This is a genomic window from Streptomyces sp. NPDC012835 (genome assembly GCF_042900885.1).
Classification (GTDB): Bacteria; Actinomycetota; Actinomycetes; order Streptomycetales; family Streptomycetaceae; genus Streptomyces.
In genome coordinates, this window is sequence record NZ_JBIBBW010000001.1 from 1105373 (window position 1) to 1124952 (window position 19580).

General features: G+C 73.3%; 9 protein-coding genes. All 9 read right to left on the bottom strand.

The annotated features are described in order from the left end of the window. Positions 1 to 60 precede the first annotated feature (60 nt). The 9 genes from ACFY6S_RS04575 to ACFY6S_RS04615 all read right to left on the bottom strand — a co-directional run bounded on the left by ACFY6S_RS04575 (position 61) and on the right by ACFY6S_RS04615 (position 19461). Positions 61 to 11037 carry an SDR family NAD(P)-dependent oxidoreductase gene (locus ACFY6S_RS04575; RefSeq protein WP_388822732.1) on the bottom strand — a complete coding sequence of 3659 codons (10977 nt, stop codon included), beginning with the start codon at positions 11035 to 11037 and terminating at the stop codon, positions 61 to 63. An 87-nt stretch (positions 11038 to 11124) separates the two neighbouring features. Further along, the gene (locus ACFY6S_RS04580) at positions 11125 to 12372 is read right to left on the bottom strand and encodes a methylaspartate mutase (RefSeq protein ID WP_388822734.1); all 1248 of its coding nucleotides are present in this window, start codon (positions 12370 to 12372) and stop codon (positions 11125 to 11127) included. Next, entirely contained in the window at positions 12369 to 12809 is a 441-nt protein-coding gene (locus ACFY6S_RS04585; protein ID WP_388822736.1) for a cobalamin B12-binding domain-containing protein, read from the bottom strand. The genes ACFY6S_RS04580 and ACFY6S_RS04585 overlap by 4 nt, the downstream gene beginning before the upstream one ends. Next, positions 12809 to 14065, bottom strand: a complete 1257-nt coding sequence (locus ACFY6S_RS04590) for a type III PLP-dependent enzyme (RefSeq protein ID WP_388822738.1) — start codon at positions 14063 to 14065, stop codon at positions 12809 to 12811. The genes ACFY6S_RS04585 and ACFY6S_RS04590 overlap by 1 nt, the downstream gene beginning before the upstream one ends. Continuing rightward, positions 14062 to 15594 carry an AMP-binding protein gene (locus tag ACFY6S_RS04595; protein WP_388822740.1) on the bottom strand — a complete coding sequence of 511 codons (1533 nt, stop codon included), beginning with the start codon at positions 15592 to 15594 and terminating at the stop codon, positions 14062 to 14064. The genes ACFY6S_RS04590 and ACFY6S_RS04595 overlap by 4 nt, the downstream gene beginning before the upstream one ends. Before the next feature lie 21 nt (positions 15595 to 15615). Continuing rightward, entirely contained in the window at positions 15616 to 17289 is a 1674-nt protein-coding gene (locus ACFY6S_RS04600; RefSeq protein ID WP_388822742.1) for an AMP-binding protein, read from the bottom strand. Between the two features lie 25 nt (positions 17290 to 17314). Beyond that, on the bottom strand, positions 17315 to 17566 hold the full coding sequence (locus tag ACFY6S_RS04605) for a phosphopantetheine-binding protein (RefSeq protein WP_388822744.1): 252 nt from the start codon (positions 17564 to 17566) through the stop codon (positions 17315 to 17317). Between the two features lie 24 nt (positions 17567 to 17590). Further along, the gene (locus ACFY6S_RS04610) at positions 17591 to 18526 is read right to left on the bottom strand and encodes an ACP S-malonyltransferase (protein WP_388822746.1); all 936 of its coding nucleotides are present in this window, start codon (positions 18524 to 18526) and stop codon (positions 17591 to 17593) included. Positions 18527 to 18564: 38 nt separating this feature from the next. Next, positions 18565 to 19461 carry a proline iminopeptidase-family hydrolase gene (locus tag ACFY6S_RS04615; protein ID WP_388822748.1) on the bottom strand — a complete coding sequence of 299 codons (897 nt, stop codon included), beginning with the start codon at positions 19459 to 19461 and terminating at the stop codon, positions 18565 to 18567. Between the last annotated feature and the right edge of the window lie 119 nt (positions 19462 to 19580).

Genomic DNA, 19580 nt, shown 5'->3' on the forward strand with positions numbered 1-19580 from the left:
GCTCCCTGATTGCTTGGCGTCGCTGATTTCCTGGCGCCGCTGATTGCCGTACGTCGCTGGTTACTTGGCGTCGCTGTGGTCGAGCGCGGTGCGGACGAGAGCGGCGATGTCCATGCCCTTGATCGCCGCGCTCGTGTCCTGTGCGGCCGGATCGGCGGCGGTCGCCGCCCCGGTCTGCTCCGGCAGCGGCTCCGACAGCTTCAGCAAGGTGTCGAGCAGACCGGCCGCACGGATGCGGGCCATGGGAATGCCCGCGAGCACCTCGCGCAGCCGGAGGTCGTCGGCGTCCTCGGCCGGTCCGGCGGGCTCGGTGGGTTCCGGCGCCAGCCGCTCCAGCAGATAGGACGCCAGCGCCACCGGGGTCGCGTAGTCGAAGATCATGGTGGACGGCAGCCGCAGTCCGCTCACCGCGTTGAGTTTGTTGCGCAGCTCCACCGCAGCGAGCGAGTCGAAGCCCAACTCGGTGAAGGCGCGCCTCGGTTCGATCGCGGCGGCGCCCTCGTGGTTGAGGACGGCGGCCACCTCGCCCCGTACCGCCTGGAGCACCGCGTGCTCGTGGTCGGCGGCGGGCAGTGCGCCCAGCCGCTGGACGAGCGCGGGCACGGCGGAGGCGGCCCCGGGGTCGCGGTGTGCGCCGCGCGCCGCGCGCCGGGCCACCGGCCCGGCCAGGTCGCGCAGTACGGCGGGGACGGCGTCGCCGCGTCCCCGCAGCGCCGCGAGGTCCAGCCGTACGGGTACGAGCGTGGCCCGGTCGGCGCGCAGCGCGGCGTCGAACAGGTCGAGCCCCTCGGCCCGGTCCAGCGCGCCGATTCCGGAGCGCTCGATGCGCTGGAGGTCGGCCGCGTCGAGCTGTCCGCCCATGCCGCCCGCCTCCCGCCACAGCCCCCAGGCCAGGGAGAGGGCCGGGAGCCCCTGCTCCCTGCGGAGTTCGGCCAGGGCGTCCAGGAAGACGTTGGCCGCCGCGTAGTTGCCCTGCCCGGTGGCGTCGAGTGTGCCGGCGGACGAGGAGAACAGCACGAAGTGGGCGAGACCGCGCTCCCTGGTCAGTTCGTGCAGGTGCCACGCGGCGTCGGCCTTGGGACGCAGCACGGTGTCGAACCGCTCCGGGGTGAGCGATCCGATGAGCGCGTCGTCGAGGACGCCCGCGGTGTGCACGACGCTGTCCACCGGATGCGCGGCGAGCAGCGCGGCGAGCGACGCGCGGTCGCCGACGTCGCAGCTGACCACCTCGGCGTGCGCGCCGAGTTCGGCCAGCTCGTCCTGGACGCGCTTGGCCTCGGGGGCCTCGGGGCCCCGCCGGCTGGCCAGGACGAGGCTGCGGGCGCCGTGGCGGCGCACCAGGTGCCGGGCGACGAGCGCGCCGAGGCCGCCGGTGCCGCCGGTGATCAGGACGGTCCCCCAGTCCCGGCCGCCGCCGGACGGGGCGGTGGCGGTCGCTTCGGTGGCGGTCGCTCCGGGGGCGGTCGCTTCGGCGCCGGGTGTCTTGGGGGCGGTGACCGCGACGAGGCGCGGTACGCGGACCTCGGTGCCGCGCAGCACCACCTCCGGCTCCCCGGAGTCCAGCGCGGCGGCCAGCGCCGGCAGCGAGAGCGGGGCGTCCCCTGCGTCGGCGAGGAGGACCCGGCCCGGGTCCTCGGCCTGCGCGGCGCGCACCAGTCCCCGTACCGCCGCGTCGGCGAGGCCGGATCCGGTGAGCACGACCAGGGTCGAGGCGGCGAACCGCTCGTCGCCGAGCCACGGCCGCAGCTGCGCGAGCACGGCGGTGAGGGCCGACCGTACGGCCTCGGGCGGCTCGCCGGTTCCCGTGGGCACGGGCAGCAGCACCACCCGGGGCGGCGCGCCCGGCCCGGCCTCGGCGAGCGCGGCGAGATCGGGGTGGACGGGCAGTCCGAGGCCCAGGTCGCCGGCGCCGAGCACCGCGTAGTCGCGCGGCCCGGCGGCGGCCGCGACCGGACCGGGCAGCGGCACCTCGTGCACGGCGTAGAGCGAGTCGCCGGGTGCGCCGAGCCGCTCGGCCGTCACCGGCCGGGTGACGAATCCCCCGACGGTGGCGAGGGGCAGCCCGCCCTCGTCGGCCAGCTCGATCCGCACCCGGCCGGTGGCGTCACGGGCGAGCCTGGCGCGGGCGGCGCGGGCCCCGGTGGCGTGCAGGGCGACGTCGTGCCAGGCGAACGGCAGCAGGACCTGGCCGTCCGCCGCCTGCTCGGCGTCCTCGAACAGGGTGGTGGCGTGCAGGGCGGAGTCCAGTACGGCGGGGTGCAGCCCGTAGCGTGCGGCCTCCTGGGCCGCCGATCCGGGCAGTCCCAGCTCGGCGAAGACCTCGCCGCCGCGTCGCCAGGCGGCGCGCAGCCCCCGGTGGACGGGCCCGTACTCGTATCCGTCGGTGTACAGCCGCTCGTAGAGCCCGGTCACATCGACCGGGACGGCGCCGGGCGGCGGCCACGCGGTGAGCCGCTCGGGCCGGCCGGCGCTCCGGGCCGTCAGGGTTCCGGTGGCGTTGCGGGTCCAGCCGGTGGCGGGCGCGGCGCTCTCCGGCCGGGAGAAGATCTCCACCCCGCCGTCCGGGTCCGCGACCACCTGGAGCTGTACGGCTCCGCGTGCGGGCAGCGACAGCGGTGTCTGGAGGGTCAGTTCCTCCAGCACCGGCAGGCCGAGCGCGTCACCCGCGCGGATCGCCAGGTCGACCAGCGCCGTTCCCGGCAGCAGTACGGTGCCGAACACCGCGTGGTCGGCGAGCGCCGGGTGGGTCGCGGCGGAGAGCCGCCCGGTCAGGATGACGCCGTCGGAGGCGGCCGGCCTGATCTCCGCGCTCACCAGCGGGTGGTCGACCGGCGACTGGCCGAGTCCGCCCGCGTCGCCCTTCGCGACGGGGCCGTCGAGCCAGAAGCGGCGGTGCTGGAAGGGGTAGGTGGGCAGGTCGACCCGGCGCCCGGTACGGCCGCCGTGCAGCGGCGACCAGTCGACCTCGGCGCCGCGGGTGTGCGCCAGCGCGAGCGCGCCCAGCAGTTCGGGCACCTCGGGCCGGTCCTTGCGGGCCACCGACGCGAACACCGCCTCGGCCGCCGCCGCCCCCTCCGCGCGGCCCTCGGCGCACTCCTGGCCCATCGCGGTGAGAACGGCTCCCGGCCCCAGCTCCAGGAAGGTGGAGACACCCTGGGCGAGCAGGGTGTCGACGCTGTCAGCGAACCGCACCGTCCGGCGCACATGCCGCACCCAGTACTCGGGCGAGCGCAGCTCCGCCGCCGTGGCGGCCCGGCCGGTCAGCGTCGAGACGACGGTGATGACGGGATCGGCGGTGGTGAGACCGGCGACGACCTCGTGGAACGCGTCGAGCATGGGGTCCATGCGCGGCGAGTGGAAGGCGTGCGAGACCTTCAGCCGCTTGGACGTGGGGAAGCGGGCGGCGAGTTCGAGCACCGGCTCGCTGTCGCCCGACACCACCACGGAGCGCGGTCCGTTGACGGCCGCGATGCCGACGCCCGCGCCGAGCAGGGGACGTATCTCCTCCTCGGTGGCCTGGATCGCGACCATCGCGCCGCCCTCGGAGAGGGCCTGCATGAGCTTGCCCCGGGCGGCGACGGCGGTGGCCGCGTCCTCCAGCGACCACACACCGGCGACGTGCGCGGCGGCGAACTCACCGATGGAGTGGCCCGCCAGCGCGTCCGGGCGCAGGCCGAAGGACTCCAGCAGCCGGAACAGCGCCACTTGGGTCGCGAACAGCGCGGCCTGGGTGTACGCCGTCCGGCCCAGCGTCTGCGCGTCCTCGCCGAAGACGACCTCGGCCAGCGGGCGTTCGAGCGTCTTGTCGAGATGGCGGGCGGCCCGGTCGAAGTGTTCGGCGAAGACCGGGAACGTCTCGTACCACTGCCGTCCCGCGCCGGGGCGCTGCGATCCCTGGCCGGAGAAGAGGAAGGCGAGGCCGCCCTCGGCGACGGCGCCGGTGACCAGGCCGGGCGCGGACGCGCCCTCGGCCAGCGCGGCGAGCGCCGTGTCGTACGCGGCGCGGTCCGCGGCGATGACCACCGCGCGGTGGGTGTGCGCGGTCCGGGTGGTGGCGAGCGCGTGGCCCAGATCGGGCAGGGGCACCGGGTCCGGTACCGAGGCCGTGCTCGTCCGCAGCCGGTCGGCCTGGGCGCGCAGCGCGTCGGCGCCGCGCGCGGAGACCGGCAGCGCGACGAGGCCGGACGCCGGGGGGCCGGCCGGGGTTTCGGCGGTTGCGGTGCCGGGCTCGGGCGCCTCCTCCAGGATCACATGCGCGTTGGTGCCGCTGATCCCGAACGAGGACACGGCGGCCCGGCGCGGATCGCCGTCGGCCGGCCAGGGCCGGGACTCGGTGAGCAGATCCACCGCCCCGGCCGACCAGTCCACCTGGTCCGAAGGCGCGTCCACATGAAGGGTCTTGGGGAGGGTGCCGTGGCGCATGGCCATCACCATCTTGATCACACCGGCCACACCGGCGGCGGCCTGGGTGTGACCGATGTTCGACTTGATGGAGCCCAGCCACAGCGGGCGGTCGTCGGTGTGTTCCTGCCCGTACGTCGCGATCAGGGCCTGCGCCTCGATCGGGTCGCCCAGGGTGGTGCCCGTGCCGTGTGCCTCGACCACGTCGACCTCGGCGGCCGTCAGTCCGGCGCCCGCCAGGGCGGCGCGGATGACGCGCTGCTGGGAGGGGCCGTTGGGCGCGGTGAGCCCGTTGGAGGCGCCGTCGGAGTTGATCGCGCTGCCGCGTACCAGGGCGAGGACCTGATGGCCGTTGCGCCGGGCGTCGGAGAGCCGCTCCACCACCAGCATGCCGGCGCCCTCGCCCCAGCCGGTGCCGTCGGCTCCGGCCGCGAACGACTTGCAGCGGCCGTCGGCCGCCAGCCCGCGCTGCCGGCTGAAGTCCACGAAGGTGTCCGGGGTGGACATCACGGTCACCCCGCCGACCAGGGCGAGCGAGCACTCGCCCCGGCGCAGCGCCTGCGCCGCCAGGTGCAGGGTGACCAGCGACGACGAGCAGGCCGTGTCCACGGTGACCGCGGGGCCTTCGAGGCCGAGGGCGTAGGCCACCCGGCCCGACACCACACTGCCGAGGTTGCCGTTGCCGAAGTAGGCGGCGACATCGTCGGGTACGTCGGTGAGCCAGGTGCCGTAGTCGTGGTACATCACCCCGGCGAACACACCGGTGCTGGTGCCGCGGATGGTGGCGGGGTCGATCCCGGCCCGCTCGCACGCCTCCCAGGAGACCTCCAGCAGCAGCCGCTGCTGGGGGTCCATGGCGACGGCCTCGCGCGGGCTGATGCCGAAGAAGTCGGCGTCGAACTCCGCCGCCCCGTAGAGGAATCCGCCTTCGCGGGTGTAGGTCCTGCCCGGCTTTCCCGGCTCGGGGTCGTAGAGCGCTTCGGTGTCCCAGCCCCGGTCGGCGGGGAACCCGGACACGCCGTCGACGCCGTCGGCGACGAGTCGCCACAGCTCCTCGGGCGAGCTGACGCCGCCCGGATAGCGGCAGCTCATCCCGACGATCGCGATCGGCTCGTCCGGGGCGGCCGTGGTCACGACGGGCGCCGGGGCGGCCGGCTCGGCGCCGAAGAGTGTGTCGCGGATGTGGTCGGCGAGCGCCCGGGGCGCGGGATAGTCGAAGACGAGCGTGGCGGGCAGCGTCAGCCCGGTGGCGGAGTTGAGCCGGTTGCGCAGTTCGACCGCCGACAGCGAGTCGAAGCCGATCTCGGTGAACGCCCGGTGCGGGTCGATGGCGGCGGCGCCCTCGTGGCGCAGGACGGCCGCGACCTCGGTCCGTACGAGTTCGAGCAGGGTACGGTCCCGCTCCGCGGGCGGCAGCGCGGCCAGCGCGCTGTCGGCCCCGGCCGCGCGCCGCGCCCTGGCGGCGGTGGCGCGCCGGGTCGCCGGCCGGACCAGCGCGCCGAGCAGCGGCGGGATGCCGTCGGCCCGGTCGCGTACGGCGGCGGTGTCCACCTCGACCGGCGCCACCCGGGGCTCGCCGGTCCGCACCGCCGCGTCGAACAGGCGCAGCGAGTGCGCCGCGCTCAGTCCCGGCAGGCCGTACCCGGCGATGCGGGCGAGCGCGGCCGTGTCCAGCGCCGCCCCCATGCCGGTGTCGGTCGCCCACAGCCCCCAGGAGAGGGCGGTGGCCGGCAGCCCGAGGTCCGCGCGGTGGGTGGCGAGGCCGTCGAGGAAGGCGTTGGCCGCCGCGTAGTTGCCCTGCCCGGCGCCGTCCAGTACGGCGGCGAGCGAGGAGAAGAGCACGAAGGCGGAGAGCGGCCGGTCCCGGGTCAGCTCGTGCAGATGCCACGCGCCGTCCACCTTGGCCCGGAACACCTCGTCGATCATCTCGTCGGTGAGGGAGCCGATCACCCCGTCGCGCACACCGCCGGCGGCGTGCACCACCGAGTCGACGGGGTGCGCGTCGAGCAGCGCCGCCACCGCCTGGCGGTCGCTCACATCACATGCGGCCAGGGTCACTTCGGCGCCGAGAGCGGTCAGTTCCGCGTGCAGCTCGGGGGCCGCTCCGCTCCGGCTGGCCAGGACCAGGGAGCGTACGCCGTGTTCCCGCACCAGATGCCGGGCGACCAGCGCGCCCAGTCCGCCGGTGCCCCCGGTGATCAGGACGGTGCCCCATTCCGGGGCCGGGCGGGCGGCCGGCGGCAGGGCGGTGAGCCGGGGCGCGGACAGCTCGCCCTCCGCCAGGATCAGTTCCGGCTCCCGCGTGGCGAGCGCGGCGGTCAGCTCCGGCTCGCGGAGCGCGCCCTCGTGGGTCAGCAGCACGACGCGCCCGGGGTTCTCGGCCTGCGCGGAGCGCACCAGGCCGAGGACCGGCGCGTGGGCCGACGACCGGTTCACCACCACGACGAGCCGGGCCTCACCGAACCGGTCGTCGGCGAGCCACTGCTGAAGGGCTGACAGTACGGCCCCGGTGGCGGCCCTGGCCGCCTCCGTGACCGCCCCGCCCCGGTCGGCTCCGGGGTGGTCCGCGACCCGCAGCACCACGGCGTCCGGTGGTGTCGGCCCGGATCCGGCGAGCGCGTCGAGGTCCGGGTCCCACTGCGCGATCCGCGGCGTACCGTCCTGCGCGCGCGGGGCGCTGACGGGGCCGAGCGGCACCGGCCGTACCGCGTAGAGCACGTCGCCGTCCGGCACCGGCCGGGACACGAGGGCCCCCACGGTGGCCACCGGCTCCCCGGTGGCGTCGGCGAGTTCGAGGGCCAGCGTGTCCCGGCCGGTGCGGGAGATCCGCACCCGCACCGCGCAGGCGCCGACCGCGTGCAGCCGCACCCCGCTCCAGGCGAACGGGACGAGCACCTCGGAGCGGGGCGGCGCGCCCAGGTCGGAGGCGTGCAGCGCCGCGTCCAGCAGGGCGGGGTGCAGGCCGAACCCGGCCGCCTCCGGCGCGGCCCCGTCGTCCAGCGCGACATCGGCGCAGATGTCGTCGCCGTCCCGCCAGGCCGCGCGCAGGCCCTGGAAGGCGGGCCCGTATCCGTATCCCTGGGCGGCGAGGGCGTCGTAGACACCGGTGAGGTCGAGGGGTTCGGCGCCCGGCGGCGGCCAGGCGGCCCGCGCCGCCGGGGCGGGGTCGGTGGCGGCGGCGAGCACACCGGTGGCGTGCCGGGTCCACGGCCCGGCCTCGGCGCCCTCGGCCCTGGAGTGGATCGTCAGCGGGTGGCGGCCCGCCTCGTCCGGCTCGGCGACGGCGACCTGTACCGCGACGGCGCCGTCGGCCGGCAGCACCAGCGGTGCGCCGAGGGTGAGTTCCTCCAGCGCGCCCGCGCCCACCTGTTCCCCGGCGCGCAGGGCCAGTTCCACGAAAGCGGTGCCGGGGAACAGCACCCGGCCGGAGATCACATGGTCGGCCAGCCAGGGCTGGGCGCGCGTCGACAGCCGTCCGGTGAGCACCACGCCGTCGGCGCCGACGGCGACGACCGCGCCGAGCAGCGGATGGCCGGCGGCGAGCTGGCCGAGGTCGGCCGTGTCCGTGGTGGCCGAGCCCTGTTCCAGCCAGAACCGGCGGCGCTGGAAGGCGTACACGGGCAGCTCGACGCGGCGCGCGCCGCGTCCGGCGTGGAATCGCTCCCAGTCGACGCGGGCGCCGCGCGCGTGGGCCGTCGCGAGGGCCGAGACCGCTTCGCACTCCTCGGGCCTGTCCCTGCGCAGCAGCGGTGCGAAGGCGCTCTCGGGCCTCTCGGCACACTCCTGGCCCATCGCGCTGAGCACCCCGTCGGGGCCGATCTCCAGGAAGGTGCGGACGCCCGCGCTCTCCAGTCTGCGGACGGCGGGCAGGAAGCGGACCTGGGCGCGGATCTGCTCCACCCAGTACTCGGGGGTGCTCAGTTCGGCGCCCACCGGCTCTCCGGTGACCGTCGACACGACGGGGATCGTGGGCTCGGCGTAGTCCAGCACCTGGGCGATCCGGCGGAACTCGTCGAGCATCGGCTCCATCAGCGGCGAGTGGAAGGCGTGGCTGACCCGCAGCCGTTTGGTGCGCAGCCCGCGTCCGGCGAGAGCCTCGGCGATCCGCTCCACCTCGTCCTCGGCGCCGGACAGCACCACGGAGGCGGGGCCGTTGACCGCCGCGACGGCGACGCCGGGGGTCAGCGACGGCGTCACCTCGGCCTCGCTCGCCTCCACGGCGACCATCGCGCCGCCGGCGGGCAGCGCCTGCATGAGCCGGCCGCGCGCGGCGACGAGGATCGCCGCGTCCTCCGGTGTCAGCACTCCGGCCACCTGCGCGGCGGCCAGCTCGCCGATCGAGTGTCCGGCCAGGTAGTCGGGGCGCACGCCCCAGCTCTCCATCAGCCGGAACAGGGCGACCTCGACGGCGAACAGCGCGGGCTGGGCGTACTCGGTGGTGTGCAGCAGCTCCGCCAGGTTCGAGCCCGGCTCCGCGAACAGCACTTCGTGCAGGGGAAGTTCGAGTTGCATGTCCAGATAGCCGGCCACCTCGTCGAGCGCCTCGGCGAACACCGGGTGCCGGTCGGCCAGTTCCCGCCCCATGGCGAGGCGCTGGCTGCCCTGTCCGGTGAAGAGGAAGGCGAGTTTCCCACCCGCTCCCCCGGCGCCGGCCCCGGAGCCGGCGCCGGTCACCACGTCGGGGTGGGGCGATCCCGCGGCGATCGCGGTGAGCGCGGCCCGCAGTGCGTCGCGGTCCTCGGTGACGACCACGGCGCGGTCCTGGAGGGCGGCGCGCGTGGTGGCCAGGGAGTACGACAGATCGGTGAGCGGTGCCTCGTCGGCCAGGGGGAGCAGCGCGGACGCCTGGGCCCGCAGCGCCTGTTCACCGCGTGCCGAGAGGACGAACGGCAGTACGCCGGGGGCATCGTCCGGCGCGGTGTGGCGGTCCGGACGCTCCGGTGCCTCCGAAAGGTCCGGGTGCTCGGGGCCCTCGGTGTGCTCCACGATGAGGTGGGCGTTGGTGCCGCTGACGCCGAACGAGGACACCCCGGCCCTGCGCGGCCGGCCCCGGTCGGGCCAGGGCCTGCCCTCGGTGAGCAGCTCGACGGACCCCGCCGACCAGTCGATGTGCGGGCTCGGTGTGTCGATGTGCAGTGTTTTCGGCAGGTAGCCGTGGCGCATGGCGAGGATCATCTTGATGACACCGGCCACACCGGCGGCGCCCTGGGTGTGCCCCAGGTTCGACTTGGCCGAGCCCAGCAGCAGCGGCTCGTCCGCCGGACGCTGCCGGCCGTAGGTGGCGATCAGCGCGTTGGCCTCGATGGGGTCACCGAGGGTGGTGCCCGTACCGTGCGCGTCCACGGCGTCGACCTCGTCGGCGGTCAGCCCGGAATTCGCCAGGGCCTGGCGGACCAGGCTCTGCTGCGAGGCGCCGCTCGGCGCGGTGAGTCCGTTGCTCGCGCCGTCCTGGTTGATGGCCGACCCGCGGACCACCGCCAGTACCGGGTGGCCCAGCCGCCGTGCCCGGGAGAGCGGTTCGAGGACGAGGACGCCCGCGCCCTCGGCGAAGCCCGTACCGTCGGCGGCGGCCGCGAACGCCTTGCAGCGGCCGTCGGGGGCGAGCCCGCGCTGCCTGCTGAACGCGGTGAACACACCGGGGCCGCCCATCACCGCGACCCCGCCGGCCAGCGCGAGCGAGGACTCGCCCCGGCGCAGCGACTGGCAGGCGAGGTGGATGGCGACCAGCGAGGCGGAGCAGGCGGTGTCGACGGTGACGGCCGGGCCCTGGGCGCCCAGCACGTAGGCGACGCGTCCGGAGATGACACTGGAGGCGTTCCCGGTCATCAGGTAGGCGTCGAGGCCGTCGGGCGCGTCGTGCAGCCGGGGACCGTACTCCTGCACCTCGGCGCCGAAGAACATCCCGGCCGCCGTGCCGCGCAGCGCGGTGGGGTCGATCCCGGCGTGTTCGAGCGCCTGCCAGGCGGTCTCCAGCACGACCCGCTGCTGCGGGTCCATGGCGAGCGCCTCGCGCGGGCTGATGCCGAAGAATTCGGCGTCGAACTCGGTGGCGGTGTCGAGGAATCCGCCGCTGCGGACATAGCTCTTGCCGGGTACGTCGGGGTCCTCGTCGAACATCCCGGCCAGGTCCCAGCCCCGGTCGTCGGGGAACGCGGACAGCACCTCGCCGCCGTCGGCGAGCAGCCGCCACAACGCGTCGGGCGTGTCGATCCCGCCCGGGAAGCGGCAGCCGATGCCGACGACCGCGATGGGTTCGTCGGCCTCGCCACCGGCGGTTTCGGCGGGCACCGGGGCCACGGTCGCGGCCCCGGCGCCCAACGCCCCGGTCAGCAGCCGCTCCACGAGTGCCCCGGGGGTCGGGCAGTCGTAGGCGAGTGTCACCGGGAGTTCGAGGCCGGTGTGCTCACTCAGCCTGCGGTGCAGATCGACCGCGGCGAGCGAGTCGAAGCCCAGCTCGGCGAAGGAGAGCGTGGTGTCCAGTGTGTCGGCCGTGTCGGGGCGCGCTGTCCTGAGCGCCGCCAGCGCGCAGGTGTGCACCAGGTCGAGCACGACCCTGTGATGCTCGGACGGCGGGGTGGTGGCCAGCAGCCGTGCCAGTGCTGAATCGGGACGGGAACTGGAACCGGACTCGTTCATCCACGCATCTCCACTTTCGGCCGAAACCGTTTTTCCACACGGTAGTGACGTCCAAAGAGGGGCTACACCCTTACGTACCCCTACGGGTCACACGGTCGTTTCGCAGTCGAACTTCCGGCGGATATAGGAAAGGGACTCCAGAAGTTCGCCGGATGTAATGGCGCGCGCCCCCAGGGTGTCCACCAGACCACCCAGGGGCAATTTCCCGATATCCGCCCAGCGCAGCCGGCCTTCGCTGTCGATATAGCTTCTGCTGCGCCCGCCGTTGTCCGGGTGCAGACAGTAGGGGATGTCGAGATATCCGCGCCGGAAGGCCAGCAGCAGCGCGGTGCCGAGGTCCGGCGCCATGTTCAGTACGGCGTCGACGAGCGCCGCCGCCTCCGCGTACGTCTGCGAGTCGGAGTCGGCGGGCTCGACCGGGGTGCGGGCCGCCGCCTCCGCCGCGTATTCCAGCGCCCCGACATTCTCCTCGATCGTGGGGATACGGACGGATTCGGCGACGGTCTTGACGATGAGCCGCTCGGAACCCGATCCGGCGGCGAGTTCCGCCGCCCGGCCGAGCAGCCGGTAGGCGCCCTGTGGCGATACGGGGTACACGCCCATGTAGGCGTAGACGACCACGTGCCAGTCCGCGCCCGGCAGCAGTTCGGCGCAGAGCCGGCGCAGGGCCGCCACGGCTTCGGCGTCCTGGTCCGCGTTGGTCTGCTGCGCGTAGCTGGCCGAGATGGAGCGCACTCCGTGCCGGTGGAAGAACAGCGCCTCCAGCGCGCTGATCGCCACCAGCATGCTCGGCGGGCAGAGCTGGCCCAGCATGCAGCCGCCGAAGGTCTCCAGATGCGGGTCCATCCCGGCCTCGCGCGAGCGGACGAACAGCTCGCAGGAACGCGACCAGTTGGCCATCGACTCGCTGAGCGGAATCCGCCCGTACGGCAGGCAGTACGAGACCGGCCCGCCCTCGGAGGCGTCGAGTCCCGCGGTCATCAGCGCCCGGAAGATGGCCTCGGGGGTGGCGGAGCCGTGCCGTACCTGGATGGGGAAGCCGGCGCCGTACAGGCCCTCCACGACCCCGGCCGTGGTGGCGAGGTCGTGGCTGACGATCGGGTAGCCGTTGAGCGACACCCCTTCCAGCAAGGCGAGTTCGGCGGACTCCAGATCGCCCACCCGGGTGTAGCTGTCCAGGGTGATCGTGCCGACGGTCGTGGCCCGGGCGTCCCGGGTCGCGCGCAGCCCCGCCCGCATCCTGTCCGGCTCGCTCATCCCCATCCGGGGCTGGACGACCAGCTTCCCCGCGTCGTGGGCCCGGCGCACGAAGGCGCCGAACCCGGTGCCCGTCACGCCGGGGTGCGCTGCGGGAGCGAGTCGAGCAGCTGGCGGAAGGTGTCGATGTCGCCGGCGCTGTCGTCGAACACCGCGTCGTATCCGGCCTGGAGCAGGTTGGCCCGCTCCGCCGCGTCCTGCGCTCCGGAGATGCCCAGCTTGCCGCCGATGACCGCCGGGAGGGCGCTCAGCTCGGCGCGCTCCCGGAGCCGGGTGATCATCCGCATTCCGTCCTGGTACCCGTGGCCGTTGACACTGCTCAGCACGAGCAGGGCGGGCCGGCGGGCGAGGCTCTCCGCGATCAGCAGGTCCTCGGGTACGCACGGGCCGAGATTGACCACGTCGAATCCCATTTCCTCCAGCAGCAGTTGCAGAAAGACCAGATTCCAGGTGTGCGAATCCGATGTCCCGCCGGCGACGACGACCGTCTCGCCCCTGTTGACCGCTGTGCTCATCACAGCCCCCGTCCCGGTTCGTAGTCACGAATGTGCTGAATGCGGGAGGCCGATACGACCTCCGGGCCCCTGACGACGATTTCGACGGGGGCGGGCCTGCCGAGGAACATCAGCAGGCTGGCCGTCACCCCGTAGGAACCGGCGTTGGGAATGGCGACGGTGTCTCCCGGCGCCAGCGCGGGCAGTTCGATGTCCCGCCCGAGAATGTCCCCCGGGGTGCACAACGGACCGACGAGGCTCGCGAGTTGTTCGTGCGGCGCCCCGGTCTCGTACGGTCGCACGGAGACCGGAAGGATACGGCCGAGGCCGGACATCCCGCCGAAGGAGTTGATCCCGCCGTCGAGGATCACGAAGCGCCGGCCGCGGCTCTCCTTGAGGTTGACCACACCGACCAGCAGGGTGCCGCTGTCGGCGACCAGATAGCGTCCCGACTCGCAGGCGATGCGCGGGCCGCCGTCGCGCCAGCCGGGGAAGTGGGTGTCGAGGCTCTCCGCCAGCGCGGCGCGCAGCTCGCCGTAGACGGGCCGCTCGCCGGTCACCGCGTAGGGCGCGGCGAAACCGCCGCCGATGTCCACGAACCGGAAGGTGATGCCGAGTTCGTCCTGCAACCGGGCGGCGAGGGCGATGGTGTGCCGGAACTCGGCGATGAGGCTCGGCTCGTCGGCGGAGTTGGAGAGCGGGAAGAAGTGCAGCCCGGCCACGCCCGTTCCGGCGACGGAGGTCAGCTCCTCGCGCAGCCCCGGCAGTGTCTCGCTGTCGAAGCCGAACTGCGAGGGGACACCGGTCATCCGGATGCTGGTCGACGCGCTGGCGCTGGCGCTGTTCACCCGCAGCAGACAGTCCGCGACGACTCCGAGGCCCACCGCGACCGCGCCGATGTGCCGCAGGTCGCCCAGGGACTCGACGGAGAACAGCCGCACCCCCCGGGCCAGCGCCTCCGCGATCTCCTCGTCGGTCTTGCCCGGTCCGGTGTACAGCACCTCGTCGGCGGACAGCCCGGCGTCCAGGACGGCGGTCAGTTCCCCGACGGAGCTGATCTCCGCCCGGCAGCCGCGCCGCCGGGCGGCGCCGCGCTCCTGGCCGACGCCCATCTCCCGGACGATCTCGGGGTGCGGGTTCGCCTTCACCGCGTAGAACACGTCGACCTCGTCGGGCAGCGCCGCGAACAGGTCGCGCTTCGCCGCCGCGACACGGTCGAGGTCGTACACGTACGACGGGGTGCCGAAGCGTTTGGCGAGTTCGGTGTGGCCGGTCACGACAGGGTCCTTTCGAGCATCAGGGCGAGCTGCTTGCGCTCGTGCTTTCCGTGCAGGGTCAGTGGCAGCTCGTCGATCACCCGGCAGACGCCCGGCACCTTGGCCGGCTCCAGCCGCAGGGACAGCTCGCGCAGCACGGTGTGCGGCTGCACCTCGCCCTCGACGAAGACCGCGAGGTCGCGGTCGCCGGCGGGCGGCAGTACGGCGGCGGCCCGGACACCGGGGATGTCCATCGTGGCGGCCTCGATCTCGGTGGTGCTCATCCGCACGCCCTTGCGTTTGAACACGTCGTCGCGGCGGCCCTCGTAGTACAGGAAGCCGTCCTCGTCCACATGGCCGTAGTCACCGGTGTGCAGCCGCCGCCGGCCGTCGACCGGTGAGGGGCGGAAGGTGCGTTCGGTGAGTTCCGGGGCGCGCCAGTAGCCGGGCATGACATGCGGTCCCTCGACCACGATCTCGCCCGTCTCGCCGACGGGCACCTCGGTCCCGGTCTCGTCGAGGATGAATACGGCCGTTCCCGGCAGCGGCCGGCCGACCGAGTCGGCCTTGCTGTCCTCGAACTCGGGCGGGAGCACGGAGATGCGCTTGCACTCGGTCTGGCCGAACTGGCGCACCACCTCGGCGCCGGGGAAGGCGGCCCGCAGCCCGTCGGCGGTCTGCTTGGGCAGGGCGGCGCCGGTGTTGGTGAACATCCGTACCCGCGAGACCTGTTCCGGCTCGCGCTCGGCGAGGGAGCAGATCATCGTGGCCAGGGACGGCACGATGGGGACCACGGTCGCCCCGGACTCGCGGATCCGGCGCAGCAGCACCAGGTCCGACTCGCCGTCGGCGAGCACCAGTTCGGAGCGGCCGAGGGCGGACAGCAGGATCTTGTAGAGCCCGTAGTCCCAGGAGATGGGGAACCGGCAGAACACCACGTCGTCGGGGCGGTAGCCGAGTTCGAGATTGATGGCCTCCGAGGCGAAGACCATGCGGCCGTGCGGGCAGATGACGGCCTTCGGCGCGGCGGTGCTGCCCGAGGTGTAGACGAGCACCGCGATGTCCTCGGGCCCGGTCTCCACAGCGGTGGCCGCCCGGGCGCCCGCCGTGAACAGCGCGGAGACCTCGTCCCAGACCTCGGTGAGCCCGAGGACCGTGACCGGTGCGAACGTGCCGAGTGTGGCCACCGACGCGTCGGCGGCGATGACCAGCCGGGGTTCGCAGTTGGTGAGGACGGAGCGCAGGTGGTAGTCCTTCATGCCGGTGTTGACCGGCACGAACACCGCACCGCGCCGGGAGACCCCGTAGAACAGCGCGACCAGCTCGCGGGTGCTCGGCACCTGGACGAGCACCCGGTCGCCGGGGCCGATCCCCCGTGACTCCAGCCACGCGTCGACCGCGTGGCTGTGGGCGACGAGTTCGGGGTAGGTCCACCGTCCGTCGCGGTCGCAGACCGCGACGGCGCCGGGACCGGTGTCCGCTGTCGCCTCGTCAAGCACCTGGTGCACCAGCACGTCAGGCCGGGCTTCCGATGTCGAATTACGGTTCACGGCGCCCCGTACTACCTTTCCTCAGAGCCCTCGCGCGGAGCCGGGGGACGGGCCGTCTCGGTCGACGGTCGTCGCGGCCTGGAGGGCGAGCTTCCGGCGGTCTGTCTTTCGGTTCGAGTTCAGGGGGAACTCGTCGAGATGCACGTATTTCCTCGGGACGACCGCGGCGGGCAGCACCGCGCGTGCGTCACGGGCCAGCCGGACGGCGGGGACGGGGGTGCCGGTGTAGAACACCACCAGCTCCACGGACCCGTCGGCGGGGACGGCCACGGTGACCGCGTCCTGCACCCCGTCGCCGGCCCGCACCGCGGCGTCCACCTCGGCCAGCTCCACCCGTACGCCGTGCACCTGGACCTGGGCGTCCTTGCGGCCCAGGTACTGGAGCACACCGTCGTCCGCGCGGCTGACCCGGTCGCCGGTGCGGTACCAGCGCTTGCCGTACCGGTGGAAGAACCGGCCGGTGTCGTCGGCCGGGTCGAGATAGCCGGGGGTGAGCTGGCGGCCCGCGATGCACAACTCGCCCTCGGTGGCGCTCTCCTCGCCGGCCGGACCGCCCGGGGCGTCCTCCGGCGGGTCGAGCAGCAGGACGTCGTGTCCGGCGTGCACCGAGCCGATCGGCACCATGTTGTTGAGTCCGCGCTCGCCGGTCCACCGGTGGGCGCTGATGGTGATGGTCAGCTCGGTGGGTCCGTACAGGTTCTCCAGCGCAGCGCCGGGCGCGGCCCGGTGCCAGTCCTCGGCGTCCTGGCAGCTCAGTGCCTCCCCCGCGAAGAAACTCCAGCGCAGGGAGGGCATCGATCCGGGACACAGGCCGCCCATGCGCCGGATCAGCGCGATGGCGCTCGGGGTGGAGAACCACACGGTCAGTCCGTGGGCGGCGACGAAGGCGGGCATGTCACGGAACGCCTGCGGCGGTGGCGCCACCAGGGTGGCGCCGGCGCCCCAGGCGCAGAACAGGTCGAACATCCCGCAGTCGAAGTTGAGATCGAAGTTCTGCGAGAACACGTCGTCGGGCCCGAAGTCGTAGCGCTCGTCGAGCAGACCGAAGTAGTGCGCGGTGTTGGCGTGGGTGACCGGCACGCCCTTGGGCCGGCCCGTGGAGCCCGAGGTGAACAGGATGTACGCGGTGTCCTCGGCCCGTACCGGCCTCGGTTCCGTCAGCGCGGCGGCCGGATCGAGCGGTACGGTCCTGAGCCGGCCGGTCGCGGTGTGTTCCGCTCCCTCGTGGTCCGCCCCGTCCCCGTCCGCTTGCGCCCCGGCCGGCCCGTACAGCACCGGGAGGTCCACACCGAGGTCGCGCAGTGCGATGAGCGCGGGCAGTGAGTCGTCGTCGGCGATCAACGCGCGCACACCGCTCGCCTCGATCATCCGGAGGGTGCGCCCGGCCGGGAAGGCGGGCTGCAACGGGACCATGGTGATCCCGGTGTAGAGACCGGCGAGGACCGACGCGTAGGCCGAGGCCCCCTTGCCCGCCAGCACGCCGACGGCGGGCGGCCGGGTGTCCAGCGCGGCCAGCAGCGAACCCGCCAGCAGCAGGGCGCGCTCGTGCAGCCGCCGGTAGGTCAGCGTGACCTCGCCGGACCGCACGGCGACCCGGTCGGGGGACTTGGCCAGTCCGCGCAGGAACCGTCCGGGCAGTGTGTCGTGGGTGCTGCCGTCGACGCCGCCGGCCGCGTCGTTGTCGATCTCGTCCATCGGGGCCCTCACCGTCGGTGTCCCGCTATCCGGCGGTGCGCTGGAGCATGTTCTGAAGGGTCTTCCACAGGACGCCGGGGGTCTCGAACGTCTCCATGGTCAGCGCGCCGTCCAGGAAGCGCACCTGGTAGGCGTTCTCCAGATTGCCGAGCAGCTCCACGGTGCCGAGCGAGTCGAGCCCCAGGTCACGGAGTTTGACGTCGCTCTCCAGCGGCTCCTGCGGCGGCAGGAAGGGCAGGAACCTGCGCAGCAGTTCTTCGAACTGGTCGTCCCACATGCTGACTCCAAAGGGTCGGTGTGATCACGCGGCGCCGACCCGGCGCCGCGGTGTCATCGCAAGCCGCGGATTGGCCGGGATGACCTCGAAGTTGCTCGTCGTACAGGGGACGCGGCCGAACAGGCTGTCCGGTCCCGCGACACAGACCCGCCGGATACCGGACCGCTTCAGCGCGGCCACGGCCTCCGGCCAGTTCAGGGGGCGCACGAAGCTGTCGAGCAGCATGGTGCGGATGCCGTCGGCGGTGTCGACGACGGTGCCGTCCTGGTCGGCCACGACCGGCAGGTGCGGGTCACGGAAGTCGAGGGTGGACAGGACCTCCCGCTCGGCCTTGTCCCGCAGCGCGCCGAACGCGGCCGAGTGCATGGGCGGTCGCATGGTGTAGAGCGACATGCCGCCCACCGCGCGCAGCCGGTTCTGGAGCCGGGGCACCAGCCCCTCGCGCAGCGCGAGCATGTAGAAGCCCTCGTCGAAGTAGCAGGTGATGTCGTGCCACTCGCCCTCCGCGTCGAGTTCCGCGCGGATCGCGTCGAGTTCCTTCTCGGGTGTGCGCACGAAGGACAGGCAGACGATGTCGGTGTGTTCGTGGCGGAAGTGTTCGTCCATGCAGCGGGCGAGTTCCACGGTCATCCGGATGGCCTCGGCGACCGGCAGCGCTCCGGAGTAGGCGATGGCGGCCTTCTCGCCGAAGCTGGCGCCCACGCACATCGCCGGTTCGACGGACAGGGCGCGGGTGGCCCAGTGCGCGGAGGCGAGACAGTTCACCAGGAACGCGACCTGGGCGGCCTCCGAGTAGTCGCCGTCGGCCTCCCGGAAGGCGTCGACCAGCGAGTGGCCGAGCACCTCGTCGGCGATGGCGACCAGCTTCCTGGCGTAGGGGTTGACCACCATGAACCTGCCGACGTCGGCGAAGGCGGACGGGCCCATACCGGGAAAGACGATCGCTGTTTCGTTCGCCACGGCCTTGCCTCCCTCTCTCAGCACGGACTCGCGTCCCGCTACAGACTCTTCAGGAACTCGACCATCACTTCGTCGAACCGCTCCGGCTCCTCCAGGTGCGGAAGGTGGCTGGAGTTCTCGAAGATCTCCCAGCGCACCCGGGGGATGTGGTCGAAGTACGGCTGCATGGTCACCGGGGTCGCCTCGTCGTGGCGGCCCCCGAGCAGCAGGGTCGGTGCCTCGATCGACGGCAGTCCGTCGATGACGCCCCAGTCCTTGAGGGTGCCGATCACATGGAACTCGTTCGGCCCGTTCATCGTGTAGTACACGGTCGGGTCGTTGTAGATCTCCATGAACGAGGAGAGGAAGTCGCGCGGCCACGGCTGGAGCCGGCACACATGGCGGTCGTAGAAGACCCGCATGGCCGTCAGGTATTCGTCGGTGTCGGTGGTACGGGCCGCCTCGTGCCGCAGCAGTGTCTCCTGCACGCCGGGCGGCAGCGCCGCCCGCAGCACCGCCATCTCGCTGAGCCACAGCGGGTACGACGCGGGGGCGTTGGCGATCACCAGCCCGCGCAGTCCGGCCGGCCGGGCCTTGGCGTGCTCGGCGGCCAGCAGTCCGCCCCAGGACTGTCCGAACAGGACGTAGTCGGAGCCGATGCCGAGTTCGGCGATCAGATTGTCCAGCTCGGCGCGGAAGAGTTCCACCGTCCAGAAGTCGGCTTCCCTGTCGGGCAGATGGGTCGATCCGCCGTTGCCGAGCTGGTCGTAGTGGACCACCGGCCAGCCCTTCTCGGCGAGCGAGGCCAGGCTGAGCAGATAGTCGTGGGTGCTGCCGGGGCCGCCGTGCACGGCGATGACGGCCGGCCGGCCGTTGCCGAGGTCACCGGTGACCCGGTACCACGTTCGGTACTCCCCGAAGGGGACGGTGCCCTTCGCGCTGGGGTCCGGGGACACGGTGACCACCTCACTCGACAGACCTGATCCGGAGGATGCACGGAACCGTGATCCGGGACGACGCTAACCCGGCGGCGCCACGCATCTGGACCCCTAACAGCCCCTACCCGTAGGGGGCT